Source organism: Sphingomonas bacterium (genome assembly GCF_903643035.1).
Taxonomy (GTDB): Bacteria; Pseudomonadota; Alphaproteobacteria; order Sphingomonadales; family Sphingomonadaceae; genus Sphingomonas.
This window is the reverse complement of the sequence record NZ_CAHJWW010000003.1, coordinates 1-14326: the sequence shown is the minus strand read 5'-3', so window position 1 is coordinate 14326 and position 14326 is coordinate 1. Positions and strand designations below refer to the sequence as shown.

Sequence of the window (14326 nt, the reverse complement as noted above, 5' to 3'; positions counted from 1 at the left end):
CATGACCGATCTCGAGGCGACGCTTCGACCCGATCATGGTCAGCCCGCGCGCACGATCGTGCTTGTCGAGCCTGACGGCTGGGACGACTGGCTGACCCGCCAGCCGCAGCGCATCCGCGCCGCGATTGCCGCGCACCGGGTGGCCGGCAAGGCGGGTACGACCGCCATACTGCCCGGCGAGGAAGCGGAGGATTGGTCCGCGCTCGCCATCGCCACGCCCGACGACATGCTGTGGCCGCTCGCGAAACTGGCGGAAACACTCCCGGCCGATACCTACCGCCTCGCGGGACGCGAGCCTGGGATGGCGGCGTTCGGCTGGGCACTCGCGCAGCATCGCTTCGCCCGCTACCGCGGCCGTGACGACGACCGCGGGCCGCGTGTGCTCCTGACCGGCGAGCCGGTACGGATCGCGCAGGTGCTTCGGCTCGTGGCGGCGACGGCGAGCGTCCGCGACTTCGTCGACACCGGCGCGGCCGATCTGGGACCGGCCGAGCTGGAAGGTGCCGCCGAGGCGCTGGCAACGGCGCATGGTGCCGATATCGTCGTGACGCGCGGGGACGCGCTTCGCCTGAGTTTCCCCATGGTCCACATCGTCGGTCAGGCTGCCGCCAGCGGCCGCGAGCCGCGGATGATCGAGCTCTTCTGGGGCGACCTCGCCCATCCGCGTGTCGCGATCGTAGGCAAGGGCGTGTGCTTCGACTCGGGCGGGCTCGATATCAAGTCGTCGGCGGGCATGCGGCTGATGAAGAAGGACATGGGCGGCGCCGCGCATGCGCTGGCGCTCGCCGGGCTTGTGATGGACGCCGCGCTGCCGGTGCGGCTGCACCTGCTGATCCCGGCGGTGGAGAATGCGATTTCCGGCAACGCCTTTCGTCCGGGTGACGTGCTGCCGTCGCGATTGGGGCCGACGGTGGAGAACACGAATACCGACGCCGAGGGGCGACTCGTCCTGGCCGATGCGCTGGCGCGGGCGGCGGAGGAGGTGCCGGAGCTGATCCTCGATTTCGCCACTTTGACCGGCGCGGCACGCGTGGCGCTGGGGCCGGACCTGCCCGCCGCCTTCGCCAACGACGACCGTCTGGCGGCCGAGCTGCTGGCGGCCGGCGAGGAGGTCGGCGACCCGCTTTGGCGGCTGCCGCTATGGCGCGGGTATGAGGACATGCTGAAGTCCGATGTCGCCGACCTCGTCAACGCGCCCGACAGCGGCTTCGCCGGCGCGGTGACGGCGGCGCTGTTCCTGCAACGCTTCGTGCCCGCAGACATCGCCTGGGCGCATCTCGACACCTTCGCGTGGCGCCCGGTCGCCAGGCCTGGCCGGCCCAAGGGCGGCGAGGCCTATGGACTGAGGGCCTCTTTCCGGTTGCTGGAGGCGCGGTACGGCCAGCGGTCATGAAGCGATGATCTCGCCCGTTCCCGCGGCCCGCTGGTGGCAGACAGCGACGATCTACCAGATCTATCCACGCTCGTTCCAGGACAGCGACGGCGACGGGATAGGCGACCTGCGCGGCACCGTAGCCCGGCTGGACTACCTGCGCGACCTCGGCGTGGACGCGCTCTGGCTGTCCCCGATCTTCACGTCGCCGATGGCGGACTTCGGCTATGACGTCGCCGATTACCGCGACGTGGACCCGATCTTCGGGTCGCTCGGCGACCTCGACGCGCTGATCGCCGCGGCGCACGATCGGGGCCTGCGCGTGCTGCTTGATCTGGTGCCCAACCATAGCTCGAGCGAGCATCCGTGGTTCCGCGCAAGCCGGTCGTCGCGCATCGATCGCAGGCGTGACTGGTACATCTGGCACGACCCAGGCTCGAACGGCGGACCACCCAACAACTGGACCAGCGACTTCGGCGGTTCGGCCTGGGAATGGGACGCGGCGACCGGACAGTATTATCTCCACGCGTTCCTGAAGGAGCAACCCGACCTGAACTGGCGCAACCCCGACCTGCGCGCAGCGATGATGAAGGTCCTGCGCTTCTGGTTCGCGCGCGGGATCGACGGGTTCCGGATCGACGTGCTCTGGCATCTGATGAAACACGCCGATTTCCCGGACAATCCGGCCAACCCGGACTGGACGCCCGGCGTGCGCGATCGCGACCGGGTGATCCAGCACCACTCGACCGACCAGCCCGAGGTCCACGCGATCGCGGCAGAGATGCGGCAAGTCGCCGACGAGGCGGCGGCGGTGGATGGCAGGGATCGCGTCCTGATCGGCGAGATCTACCTGCCCTACGATCGGCTGATGACCTATTACGGAAACTCCGAACACCCGGAAGTCCATCTGCCGTTCAACTTCCGGCTGATCGGGGTACGGTGGACGGCGCGATCGGTGGCGGCGATCGTGGAGGAGTATGAATCGGCGCTGCCCGAGGGTGCCTGGCCGAACTGGGTCCTGAGCAACCACGACCAGCCCCGTATCGCCGCCCGGATCGGCGCGGCGCAGGCGCGGATCGCCATGATGCTGCTACTGACGCTGCGCGGCACGCCGACGATATACTATGGAGACGAGCTGGGTCTGGCGGGCGAGGCGGTCCCGCCCGACAGCGTCCGCGATCCGCAGGCGCTGCGCGAGCCGGGCGCCGCCTTCAACCGCGACGAGGCGCGGCTGCCGATGGCGTGGGACGCGAGCCCCGGCGCGGGCTTCACGACCGGAGAGCCGTGGCTGCCGGTATCGACGGAGGCGACCACCTGCAACGTCGCGACGCAGGAGAGTGATCCCGGCTCCATGCTGTCGCTGACCCGCGCGCTGCTGGGTCTGCGGCGCGAGCGGCCCGCGCTGGTGTCGGGGACAGTGTCGCTGCTGTCCGGCGGCGGCGAAGCCCTGCTCTACGAACGCCGGCTGGGCGAGGAGCGGATGCTGGTGGCGCTCAACCTGTCCGGAGAGCCAGCGCGGTTCGACGTGCCTGACTGGGTCCGTTCCATGCAGCCTCTGCTCGTCACCGGCCACGCCAACGTCGATCCTGGACACCTTGCTCCCGACCAAGGCGTGATCTGGGGAACTGCACGCCCGTGAAGATAGCCATGCTCGCGCCGATCGCCTGGCGCACGCCGCCGCGCGCCTATGGTCCGTGGGAGCTCGTCACCAGCCTTCTGACCGAGGCGCTGGTCGCGCGCGGCGTCGACGTGACCCTCTTCGCGACACTCGACAGCCACACGACCGGTACGCTTGCCGGCGTCGTGCCCCATCCATATTCCGACGACCCGGCCATCGACGCGAAAGTGTGGGAGATGCGTCATCTCGCCCATCTGTTCGAGCGCGCGGACGAGTTCGACCTGATCCACAACCAAGCCGATTTCCCTGCCCATGCCTTTTCCGGGCTGGTGGATACACCCATGGTCACGACGATCCACGGCTTCTCGTCCGGACGCATACTGCCGATGTACGCGCCCTATCAAGATCGCGTGAACTACGTCGCGATCAGCGAGGCCGACCGGCACCCGACGTTGCGCTATGCCGCCACGATCCACCACGGCATTCCGCTGGACGACTTCGCGTTCGACCCGGTCGGCAGCGACGACCTGCTGTTCTTCGGCCGCATCCACCCCGACAAGGGCGCGAAGGAGGCGGTGGCGGTGGCGCAGGCAAGCGGGCGTCGGCTGGTGATCGCCGGGATCGTCCAGGATGCCGGCTATCACGACCGCGAGGTGGCCCCGCATATCGATGGCGACCGGGTGATCTTCCGCGGCCCGGTCGGCGGCGACGAGCGGGTGCGTACGCTCGGCCACGCTCGCGCCCTCCTCCACCTGATCGGCTTCGATGAGCCGTTTGGACTGTCAGTGGTCGAGGCGATGGCCTGCGGCACGCCGGTGATCGCCTTCGACCGGGGCTCGATGCCCGAACTGATCGAGGACGGCATCACCGGCTTCCTCGTCGGCTCGGTGGAGGAAGCGGTGGCAGCGGTCGGCCGGATCGGCGAGATCGACCGCAGCGCCTGCCGGGCGAGAGTGGCGGAGCGGTTCACGGTCGGGCGAATGGCGGATCGGTATGTGACGCTGTACCAAGAGATACTGCGGGGTTGATCCACCCCACATCCGTTTGCCCTGAGCTTCTTCGAAGGGCGCCCGTCGCTTCGAAGAAGGACGATGCTCTGACGGGCTCGGTACGAGCGGAGGTGGAGACCGCTGCCTATCCCACCAACGACAATCTCGTCTCCGAACCGCGCAGCCGTGCCGCCGTAACCCCCGCGATGCCCTCGATCCGGCCGGCGAGCTCCGCATCAAGCAGGAAGTCGCGGCCCAGCAACACCGTCGCCTCCTCGCCGCCGACAAGCGTCAGTTGTGCCCGCACCTCTCCGCGCGCGCCGCGGTGATCGTCCAGCAGTCCTGCCAGCAGGGCGAACGCCGCCGGATCGGCCACGTCGACATCGATCACGAAGCGCGCGGTACTGGCCAGCGCCTCGAACGGCTGGATCCGGCGTACCGTCACCCGCGGGGTCTCCTCGCCCGGCCGGCGATCGAGTTCGACGGTGACCAGCCCGCAGCCGCCCGCCGCTGCGGCCGTCTCCAGCTCCTTCGCCACCGCATCGTCGAAGCAGGTCGCGACATACTGGCCGCTCGCATCCGACATCGTCGCCATCAGATACCGCTTGCCCCTTGCCGAGGTGCGCCAGCGCGCGTCCTCGACCAGCGCCGCCATCGTCGCGCCCGCGCGGCTGCCATCGCTCGGGATGGCCAGTTCCCCCAAAGCCGCATAGGCGCGCGCGCCGTGCATCGCCGCCAGATGACGGTGACGGTCTACGGGATGCGCGGAAAAGTAGAAGCCGAACGCCTCCTTTTCCGCTTCCATCCGCTGCTGCAGATCCCAGCGTACCGATCCGGAGAGGCGGATCGCGTCGCCGGCTTGACTCTCCGATCCGAAGAGACCTCCCTGACCGCTGATGCGGCTCTCCTGCGTGCGCGTGGCGACCGCCAGGATCGTCTCGGCGGCGGCATGGACGCCGGCGCGGTTGGCATCGATGCCGTCGAAGGCTCCGCCGGCGGCGAGCGTCTCCAGCTGCCGCTTGTTGAGCAGTCGCGGATCGACGCGCGCGGCCAGATCGTCGAGCGAGGCGAACGCCCCACGCCCCGCCCGTTCGGCGACCAGCCGCTCCATCGCTCCTTCACCGACCGACTTCAAAGCCGCGAGCGCAAAGCGGATCGCGAGCCCTTCGTCGATCGCCTCGACATCGAAACCGGGCTCGCTGGCGTTGATGCAAGGCCCGAGCACCGCCACGCCAAGTCGCCTCGCATCCTCCACGAACAGCCCAAGCTTGTCGGTCTGGTCCATGTCGAAGCACATCGACGCGGCATAGAACTCGTGCGGATGATGCGCCTTCAGCCAGGCGGTCTGATAGGCGAGCAGTGCGTAGGCGGCGGCGTGGCTCTTGTTGAAGCCATAGCCTGCGAACTTGTCGATCAGATCGAACAGCGCATTGGCATCCGCGGTCCCGATCCCGTTGACGGTCCGACAGCCCTCGACGAAGCCGGCGCGCTGCGCGTCCATCTCCGCCTTTACCTTCTTGCCCATCGCGCGGCGCAGCAGGTCTGCGCCGCCCAGCGAAAAGCCGGCGAGCACCTGCGCCGCCTGCATCACCTGTTCCTGATAGACGAAGATGCCGTACGTCTCGGCTAGTATCGGCTCGAGTAGCGCGTGCGGATAGTCGATCGATTCGGTGCCCTGCTTGCGGCGACCAAAGCTTGGAATACTGTCCATCGGCCCTGGCCGATAAAGCGACACGAGCGCGATGATGTCGCCGAAGTTGGACGGACGTACAGCGGAAAGCGTACGGCGCATCCCTTCCGACTCAAGCTGAAACACGCCGACCGTATCACCCCGCTGGAGCAGCTGATAGACGCGCTCGTCGTCCCAGCTCAGCGCATCCAGATCGATCGCGACGCCACGCTTGGCGAGTAGCCGGACGGCTTTCTGGAGCACCGACAGCGTCTTGAGGCCAAGGAAGTCAAACTTCACCAGCCCGGCGCCTTCGACATATTTCATGTCGAACTGCGTGACGGGCATGTCCGACCGCGGATCGCGGAACAGCGGCACGAGCTGCGCAAGCGGCCGGTCGCCGATCACCACGCCCGCGGCGTGCGTCGACGAATGGCGCGGCAGCCCCTCCAGTTTCATCGCCAGGTCGAGCAGCCGACGCACGCCGTCGTCGTTGCGATACTCCTTGTGCAGCTCCGACACGCCGTCGATCGCACGCTTCAGCGTCCATGGATCGGTCGGGTGATTGGGCACGAGCTTCGCCAGCCGGTCGACCTGCCCATAGCTCATCTGAAGCACGCGGCCCGTGTCCTTCAGCACGGCTCGCGCCTTCAGCTTGCCGAACGTGATGATCTGGGCCACCTGGTCGCGGCCGTATTTTTCCTGAACGTAGCGGATCACCTCGCCACGCCGCGTCTCGCAGAAGTCGATGTCGAAGTCCGGCATCGACACGCGCTCGGGGTTCAGGAACCGCTCGAACAGCAGGCCGAGCGCGAGCGGGTCGAGATCGGTGATCGTCAGCGACCAGGCGACGACGCTGCCCGCGCCCGACCCGCGCCCCGGTCCGACCGGGATGTCGTGATCCTTGGCCCACTTGATGAAGTCGGCGACGATCAGGAAATAGCCGGGAAACCCCATCTGGATGATGACGGCGAGCTCGAACTCCAGTCGCTCGCGATAGGGCTGCGTCCAGTCTGCCGGGACGGCCCCCCGTTCTCCCGGGCTGAGCTTGTCGAAGCCCTGCCTGTCTTCTCCGGTGTGCAAAGGAGGGCGCCCTTCGACAGGCCCGGGGCTGGCGGAGATCGGGCAGGCGAGCCCCCTGAGGTCCGCGATCCGCTGCAACCGTGCCTCAAGCCCTGCGCGCGCATCGACGCGCAGTGCTTCGGCTTCGGCCTCCGGATCGCCCGCGAGGCTTGGAAGGATCGGCTTCCTCTTGGGCGCCGCGACCGCGCACCGTTGCGCCACGACCAGCGTGTTCGCGATCGCCTCGGGCAGGTCGGCGAACAGCCTTGCCATCGCCTTGGCGGGTTTCATCCACGCCTCGGAACAGCTGCGCAGCCTGTCCTCTGCCTCCAGATAGGTCGAATGCGCGATGCACAGCATCGTGTCGTGCGCCTGACCAAAGCCGCTGTCGGTGAAGCAGCACGGGTTGGTCGCGACGAGGGGCAGGTTTCGCGCATAGGCAAGGTCGATCAGCGCGCCTTCCGCGGCGGTCTCCACCGGATCGTCGCGCCGCACGATCTCCACGTACAGCCGGCCGGGGAACAACGTTTCCAGTCGATCGGCATAGGCTTCCGCCCGCGCCGGCTGATCCTCGGCGAACAGCCTTGCGAGCGCGCCCTCGCCACCGGCCGTGAGCGCGATCAGTCCTTCGGTACGGCCTTCGAGAAGCGACAGGTCGACATGCGCCACAAGCTCCGCCGGTCGATCGAGATGTGCCATCGAGACGAGCGCGCACAGATTGTCATAGCCGGGCTTGTCCTGGGCATAGAGCGCAAGCCAGTCGATCGGCGCCGCCACGCCTGCGGGCATGCCGGGCCGCGCCACCGCCAGCATCGTGCCGATGATCGGCTGGACGCCAATCGCCGCCGCCGCATCGGAAAAGGCCATCGCCGCGTAAAGTCCGTTGCGGTCGGTCAGCGCGGTCGCTGGAAAGCCGAGCTTCGCCGCCTGCTTCGCAATCGCCTTGGGTTCGATGGCACCGTCCAGCATCGTATAGCAGGAGAAGACGCGGAGCGGCACGAACCCGGAGTGTGACATCGCCACTCTATGGGGCGTCCCGGCGATTCGGGGAACCCGGCTTCCGACCGGCGGAGGCAGGAACCACGTTTGCGGGCGACCGTTGGCCGTGTGCGATCATGTCGGTCGGAGGATGTGCCATGGTAATCGATACGATGGCCAAAAAGGGCGCGGGTGCCGGCTGGGGATGGCTGATGGCGGTCGGCATCGTCTCCGCCGCGCTGGGCGTTGCGGCGCTGATATGGCCATTTCCCGCGACCTTTGCGGCGACGCTGGTCGTAGGCACATTGCTGATGACTATCGGCATCACGACGATCGCCGCCGGTGCGCTGGGCCGCGGACACGGGCGCGAGACGTATCTGATCCTGTCGGGTATATTGTCATTCATCATTGGATTATCGATCGCGTCCTTTCCGCTGTCGGGCGCAGTGACGCTGACGGTGCTGGTCGCGGTCTGGCTGGGAGTACGTGGAGTGCTGGAATTGATTGCGGCGGCTCGGCGCAAGCGCGCTCGCGGATTGATGCTGGCGCTGGGCGCGATCAACGTGATCCTGGCGGTACTGATCTTCGCCACGATGCCGGGGTCTGCGCTGACGCTGCCCGGCACGCTGTTGGGGATCAGCCTGTTGCTTGGGGGCTTCGGCGAGATACGTGCCGCTTCCGCCCATCGTGCAGGGGCACCGGCCTTCTCCCTCTAGACCAGCTTCCGCCTAGAGGAGCGCCTCGATATCCACCCTGATCGCTTGCGGCTTGCTCGTCGGCGCATATCGCGCACGGACCTTGCCGGAGCGATCGACCAGGAACTTGGTGAAGTTCCATTTGATCGCTTTCGTGCCCAGTAATCCGGGCGCGTCCGCCTTCAGCCGCTCGAACAGCGGATCGGCGTTGCTACCGTTCACATCGATCCTGGCGAAGAGCGGAAACGTGACGTCGTAGGTCAACGAGCAGAAGCTGGCGATCTGCGCCGCATCGCCCGGCTCCTGACCGCCGAACTGATTGCACGGGAAGCCCAGCACCTCGAACCCGCGTTCGGCATAGCCGCGGTGCAGCGCCTCCAGTCCTTCATACTGCGGCGTGAACCCGCATCTGGACGCGGTGTTGACGATCAGCAGCACCTTGCCGGCATGGGCGGCAAGCGATGCGGAACCGCCATCGGCGGCGCGGACGATGATGTCGGCAATCGGAACCATGGCAACTCCTGACACCGGCCTGCGGTGAACCAGCCCAACGCGCGGCCGGCCGGTCTATCCCAACGAGGCGGACCAGAGCATCGGCACCGAGCCCGGGCAGCCGGCGCGATCATGCTCATGCCGACGTCTATTCTCGAAGCCTTCCCTCGTGCAGCCGCATCACACGATCCATCTTCGCCGCCATTCGCTCGTTATGGGTAGCCACCAGCGCAGCGGAACCTTCCTCGCGCACCAGCCGCAGGAACTCGGCCAGCACGATCTCGGCGGTATGTTCGTCTAGGTTTCCGGTCGGCTCGTCCGCCAACACCAGCGCGGGCCGGTTGGCGAGCGCGCGCGCGACCGCGACGCGCTGTTGCTCGCCGCCCGACAGTTGCGCCGGCCGATGCGTGAGCCGGTGGCCGAGGCCCAGGGTCGTCAGCAGCGAGGCGGCGCGCGCATCCGCATCCGGCCGGTCGGCGCCCCGGACCAGCTGGGGCAGGACGACGTTCTCGGCGGCGGTGAAATCGGGCAGCAGGTGGTGGAACTGGTACACGAAGCCCAGTCGGTCGCGCCGCACGAGCGTGCGACCGCGCGCATCGAGCTGCGCCGCCTCGACCCCGCCGATGCGGATCGACCCGGCGAACCCTCCTTCCAGCAGGCCGACCGCCTGGAGCAGTGTCGACTTTCCCGATCCCGAGGCGCCGAGGAGCGCGACGATCTCGCCGGGCGCGATCGACAGGTCGACGCCTTGCAGCACCTCGATCGTCTGTCCGCCCTGGACGAAGCTGCGCGCCAGACCGCGGGTTGCAAGGACCGGCTCGGTCGCTCCGATCGCCGAGATCGGCTCAGTCATAGCGCAGTACCTGGACCGGGTCGGTGCTCGCCGCCTTGAAGGCTGGATATAGGGTTGCGAGGAATGTCATTGTCAGTGTCATTATCACGATGACCACGACCTCGACCGGATCGGTCTTGCTCGGCAGTTCGGTCAGGAAGCGGATGGAGGGGTCCCACAGGTTCTGGCCGGACACGAACTGCACGGCGTTCACCACTCCTTGGCGGAAGAACAGCGCGACGAGGCCCAGCACCAGCCCCGCCAGGCAGCCCAGCACGCCGATCGTCGTCCCGACCGTCATGAAGATGCGGATCATCGCCCCGCGCGTCGCCCCCATCGTGCGCAGGATCGCGATGTCGCGCGTCTTGGCGCGCACCAGCATGATGAGCGACGAGGCGATGTTGAACGCCGCGACCAGGATGATGATGGCCAGCACCGTGAACATCACGACCCGCTCCACCGCCAGCGCCTCGAACAGCTGCGCGTTCATCTGGCGCCAGTCGGACACCACCGCGTCGCCCGCCACCTGGCGCCGGAGCGGCTCCAGGATCGGCCCGACGCGGTCGGCGTCCCTTGTCTGCACCTCGACCATGCCGACCGAGCCGCCCATCATCAGCAGCTGCTGGGCGTCGGCCATCGGCATGACGACATAGGCCTTGTCATAGTCGTACACGCCGATCTCGAAGACGGCGGCCACGCGATAGCTGACGATGCGCGGCACGGTGCCGAACGGCGTCGTCTGCCCCTGCGGACTGATGAGCGATATCTCGGAGCCGATGTCGGCGCCGAGCGACTCCGCCAGCCGCGCGCCGATCGCGATGTTGCCGCTGCCGGCGGTCAGCCGCGAGAGGCTGCCCGTCACGACCCTGCGGTTGATCGTGGCGTTGGAGCGGATGTCGGACACGCGCATCCCCCGCACCAGCACCGCCTCGACCCGGCCGTTGTAGCTCGTCATCAGCGGCTGCTCGATCAGCGGCACCGCGCTCGTGACGCCGGGCGTCGCCCTCGCCTGCGCCACCACGCGCTGCCAGTCGTCCAGCCGGCCGCCGATCCCCTGGATCACCGCATGACCGTTCACGCCGACGATCTTGTCGAACAGCTCGGCGCGAAAGCCGTTCATCACGCTCATCACGATCACCAGCGCCGCGACGCCCAGCATCACCGCCACCAGGCTGAACCCCGCGATGAGGACGATGAACCGCTCGCCGCGCCCCGGCAGCATGTAGCGCCGCGCGATCATCCGTTCGTAGCGAGACAGGATCATGGGTGTGGAGATGCCGGCAGGAGGAACCGCGTCGCTCTACGGCGCGGGCCGGGGGGTGGCAACATGCCGGCGTCTGTTGCGCTTGCGACACAGAGTGGCGGCAATCGGCAACGCAACGACCACACCCCCCGTGACAAGCGCCCCGTCGCTGCGTAGCCACTGTCCATCGAGACACAGGCAAGGGCCGTGGGTTCGGGGAAGCTTCCGGTACGCGGCGATCAACGCGCGGCCGAAAGACCAGGGGGCTGACGAGCGATCGTCACGCAGGCGCCCGGATCGGCAACGGTCCGGGCGTTTGCCGTTGGGGCGAGCCTGGTCGCCGCCACCGGCCGGCGGGGGGCCAAGCCGACCCGTCCGATGGCGGCTTCGACGGCGGCGATCACTTTTCCCTTCTCCGTCCAGGCTGAGCCTGTCGAAGCTCTGCCCTCCCTCACCGGGCGACGAAGGACGGTGCTTCGAAAAAGCGACGGCGTAGCTTGCAAACCGCCCGTCCGCTTCCGCCCAATTGCGGACGTTAGCTGCCGCCCCATTGTGCGGCGTAAACGTGCCGCAAACCCGCACGTTGAAGCGAATAGATTGCCCCACCGATGCACTTGTAGGGTGTGTCGCGATCGTAAAGCACGATCCCCAACCTGCGGCTGGTGGAACGCGAAAGCTCAACCAGCTGCTCGCTTGTGACGCGCTCACCATTCACGGTAATGCGGCAGCCTTCGCCGTCCCGCTGTGCGTTCATGATAAGTGGTGAGGCTTCTTCGCGTTGCAGAACGCAGGAGGCGAGTGGCGCAGCGCCGCCGATAAGCGCGCCTGCCAACAGCAATTTCTTCATGCGAACATCATGCGGCCGAGAAGCATCAACAGCAATGGCAGCTAACCACCAATCGAAGACCCGCCGCTGTCATGTTGGCAAGCGATACAATTACCTTCGGCAAGCTCAGCACGAACGGGATGCGAGAGCATGGGCGCGCTCTCCCTCAGAACGTCCGCGAGATCGTCGCGCCATAGGTGCGCGGATCGCCCGGCTGGCCCACCACCAGCCCGGTGCTGCCCGACTGGATCGCCAGCACCTCGTAATAATTCTTGCCGAACGCGTTGCGGACCCAGCCGAACACGTTCCACCGGTCGCTCGACCGGAACCCCAGCCGGAAGTTGCTGAGCGCATAGCCGTCGACATAGGTATAGGCCGACGCCGACGGGTTGGACGAGAAGCGCGAGCGATAGCTGCCGTCGTAGCCGACATACACCTGCCCATCGAGCCCGGCGACCCGCGCCGGCAGGTCGTACTCCGCGCCATAGGAGAACGCCCATTTGGACACGCCGGGCAGCACCTGACCCGATATGTCGCAGCTCGCGGGGCTGAACCCGCCCGGCGTGCCGGCGGGGCTGGGCGTCTGGCCCGCCGCGACCGTCGTGCCGCCCGACAGCTCGGGCGGGCACGGCGCACCGTCAAAGCGGACGTACTTCGCGTCGGTATAGGCGCCGTTGCCGTAGAGGCTGAGCCGATCGGTGGGCCGGAACGCGCTGTCCGCCTCCAGCCCCCGCGTTCGGACGTGCTCGGCATTGGCGAGATAGCCGCGCAGCAGGCCCAGCTGGCCGTTGGTGACGGTCGCCTGATAGTCGTAGATGTCGGTCCAGAAGCCGGCGAGGTTGAGCGTCGCGCGTCGGTCGAGGAACTGGGTCTTCAGGCCGAGCTCGAAATGGTTGACCTTCTCCGGCTTGACGGTCGCGGTGGACAGGAACGGCTGGTTGTTCACGTCGAGCGGCAGGCCCGACAGGTTGATGCCGCCCGACTTGTAGCTGCGCGCGAAGGTCGCATAGGCGTGGATGTCGGGCGCGACCAGATAGGCGACGGTCACGTCGCCCGACACGTTCCAGTTGTGGAACCGCGGATCATAGGTCTGCGGAGACAGCACGCCGCACTGGTCCCTCACCACCGTCACCGCCTGCGCCGCCAGCGAGCAGTTCAGCACCGCCCCCGTGCCCGTCGTCACGACCGAATTGTAATAGCCGGTCTTCTGGTCGTAGTTGATCCGGATGCCCGGCGCGATCTGCAACCGGTCGGTCGCGTGCCAGGTCAGCTTGCCGAACAGCGCCGCGCTGGTGTTGCGCAGGCCGTTGGGCGTCGTCGCGGTCAGGCCGTTGAGCACCGCCGGGTTGCGCCCGTCCGCGCTCGTCGGATTGAGCAGGTACGCGCTCGCCGCCGGCCCCTGAACCTGCCGCCCTTGCGTATCGACGTTCTGGTGGAAGTAGAACGCGCCGACGACATAGTCGATCGCGTGCTTGCCGTTGGAGGCCAGACGCACCTCCTGGCTCTCCTGCTGCTGCTGCGACGTGTTGGCCGACACGGTCGTGACCGGCAGGCCGATATAGTCGCGGTCGCTGTTGGGCACCCAGTCCCAGAACCGCCAGGCGGTGACCGACGTCACCGTCGCGAACCCCAGGTCCAGGTTCGCGACCAGCGACGTGCCGCCGATCTTCTGCTTCGCCCGCGGCACGGCGTCGAGGTCCTCGACCCGGTCGAAGGCGTTGGTGGACGGGACCTGATAACCCTGCGCCGCCGCCAGCGCCGCATATTGCCGGTTCAGCGGCCGCTCGGTCGATCCGGTACGGACGTAATATTGCACGCAGCACTTCGGGTCCTGGTGGTTGAAGTCGCCGTACAGCGTCACGTCCAGCCGCGGCGTCGCCTGCCAGAACAGCTGGCCGCGAAAGCTCTGGTTGTCCTGGCTGTTCTGATACTCGTTCAGGCGCGTGTTGTAGATCGTGCCCCGCCGCGTGGTGATCGACGTCGACAGCCGGATGGCGAGCTTGTCGTCGATCAGCGGGCCGGACACGGACGCCTTGCCCTGGAAGAAGTCGTAGTTGCCGCCGGTCAGCTCGACGCGCGCCTCCGGCGTGAAGCTCGGCTTGCGGGTCACGATGTTGATCGCGCCCGCCGTCGTGTTCTTGCCGTACAGCGTGCCCTGTGGCCCGCGCAACACCTCGATCCGCTCGGTATCGGTGAAGTCGAACGTCGCCGACGCGATGCGGCTGTAATAGACCTGGTCGACATAGATGCCGACGCCCTGCTCGATCCCGTCGTTGGTAAGGCCGAACGGCGCGCCCAGCCCGCGGATGTTGGCGGCCGAGTTGCGCGGGTTGGTGGAATAGAACTGGAGCGAGGGCTGGAGCTGCGTCAGCCGGCCAACATTATACGTGCCCGTCTCGGCCAGCGCCTTGCCGCCGATCACCGACAGCGCGATCGGCACCGCCTGCGCCGATTCGGATCGCCGGCGGGCGGTGACGACGATGTCGCCGCCGGCCGCCTGGGCCGGCCCCAGCCGACCCGCTTCCCCGGTCGCGTCGGGCGCGGTGGACT

Annotated in this window: 10 protein-coding genes; 4 read left to right on the top strand and 6 right to left on the bottom strand. The window is 67.5% G+C overall.

The annotated features are described in order from the left end of the window. Window position 1 precedes the first annotated feature (1 nt). The 3 genes from HUV01_RS00505 to HUV01_RS00495 are packed head-to-tail and all read left to right on the top strand — an operon-like array spanning window position 2 to window position 4018. Window positions 2-1393 (top strand): leucyl aminopeptidase family protein, encoded by a 1392-nt coding sequence (locus tag HUV01_RS00505; protein WP_174296370.1) that lies wholly within the window; start codon window positions 2-4, stop codon window positions 1391-1393. A gap of 4 nt (window positions 1394-1397) precedes the next feature. Further along, window positions 1398-3011 (top strand): alpha-amylase family glycosyl hydrolase, encoded by a 1614-nt coding sequence (locus tag HUV01_RS00500; RefSeq protein WP_174296369.1) that lies wholly within the window; start codon window positions 1398-1400, stop codon window positions 3009-3011. Further along, window positions 3008-4018, top strand: a complete 1011-nt coding sequence (locus tag HUV01_RS00495) for a glycosyltransferase family 4 protein (RefSeq protein WP_217430856.1) — start codon at window positions 3008-3010, stop codon at window positions 4016-4018. The genes HUV01_RS00500 and HUV01_RS00495 overlap by 4 nt, the downstream gene beginning before the upstream one ends. Before the next feature lie 106 nt (window positions 4019-4124). On the opposite strand, the gene dnaE is transcribed toward HUV01_RS00495, so the two are convergent. Further along, window positions 4125-7727, bottom strand: a complete 3603-nt coding sequence (gene dnaE / locus HUV01_RS00490) for a DNA polymerase III subunit alpha (RefSeq protein ID WP_174296368.1) — start codon at window positions 7725-7727, stop codon at window positions 4125-4127. 119 nt (window positions 7728-7846) lie between these two features. Between dnaE and HUV01_RS00485 the strand changes: the two genes are divergently transcribed. Next, window positions 7847-8404, top strand: a complete 558-nt coding sequence (locus HUV01_RS00485; RefSeq protein WP_174296367.1) for an HdeD family acid-resistance protein — start codon at window positions 7847-7849, stop codon at window positions 8402-8404. A gap of 12 nt (window positions 8405-8416) precedes the next feature. Here the strand turns inward: HUV01_RS00485 and HUV01_RS00480 are convergent, their stop codons facing one another. From HUV01_RS00480 to HUV01_RS00460, 5 genes are all read right to left on the bottom strand, one after another. Beyond that, a complete protein-coding gene (locus tag HUV01_RS00480) occupies window positions 8417-8896 on the bottom strand; it encodes a glutathione peroxidase (protein WP_174296366.1) in 480 nt (159 codons plus the stop codon). A gap of 127 nt (window positions 8897-9023) precedes the next feature. After that, window positions 9024-9728, bottom strand: a complete 705-nt coding sequence (locus HUV01_RS00475) for an ABC transporter ATP-binding protein (RefSeq protein ID WP_174296365.1) — start codon at window positions 9726-9728, stop codon at window positions 9024-9026. Further along, window positions 9721-10971 (bottom strand): lipoprotein-releasing ABC transporter permease subunit, encoded by a 1251-nt coding sequence (locus HUV01_RS00470; protein ID WP_174296364.1) that lies wholly within the window; start codon window positions 10969-10971, stop codon window positions 9721-9723. Before HUV01_RS00470 ends, HUV01_RS00475 begins: the two co-directional genes overlap by 8 nt. Window positions 10972-11485: 514 nt before the next feature. Next, window positions 11486-11797: an ExbD/TolR family protein gene (locus HUV01_RS00465; protein ID WP_174296363.1), complete on the bottom strand. Its 312-nt coding sequence runs from the start codon at window positions 11795-11797 to the stop codon at window positions 11486-11488. Window positions 11798-11942: 145 nt separating this feature from the next. Then, a partial coding sequence (locus HUV01_RS00460) for a TonB-dependent receptor (RefSeq protein WP_174296362.1) occupies window positions 11943-14326 on the bottom strand: 2384 nt, incomplete at its 5' end.

Bases quoted from the DNA above. Each gene is read 5' to 3' on its own strand.
- HUV01_RS00500 (WP_174296369.1), top strand. From the start codon at position 1,398: ATGATCTCGCCCGTTCCCGCGGCCCGCTGGTGGCAGACAGCGACGATC.
- HUV01_RS00470 (WP_174296364.1), bottom strand. From the start codon at position 10,971: ATGATCCTGTCTCGCTACGAACGGATGATCGCGCGGCGCTACATGCTG.
- HUV01_RS00475 (WP_174296365.1), bottom strand. From the start codon at position 9,728: ATGACTGAGCCGATCTCGGCGATCGGAGCGACCGAGCCGGTCCTTGCA.
- dnaE (WP_174296368.1), bottom strand. From the start codon at position 7,727: ATGTCACACTCCGGGTTCGTGCCGCTCCGCGTCTTCTCCTGCTATACG.
- HUV01_RS00485 (WP_174296367.1), top strand. From the start codon at position 7,847: ATGGTAATCGATACGATGGCCAAAAAGGGCGCGGGTGCCGGCTGGGGA.
- HUV01_RS00465 (WP_174296363.1), bottom strand. From the start codon at position 11,797: ATGAAGAAATTGCTGTTGGCAGGCGCGCTTATCGGCGGCGCTGCGCCA.
- HUV01_RS00505 (WP_174296370.1), top strand. From the start codon at position 2: ATGACCGATCTCGAGGCGACGCTTCGACCCGATCATGGTCAGCCCGCG.
- HUV01_RS00480 (WP_174296366.1), bottom strand. From the start codon at position 8,896: ATGGTTCCGATTGCCGACATCATCGTCCGCGCCGCCGATGGCGGTTCC.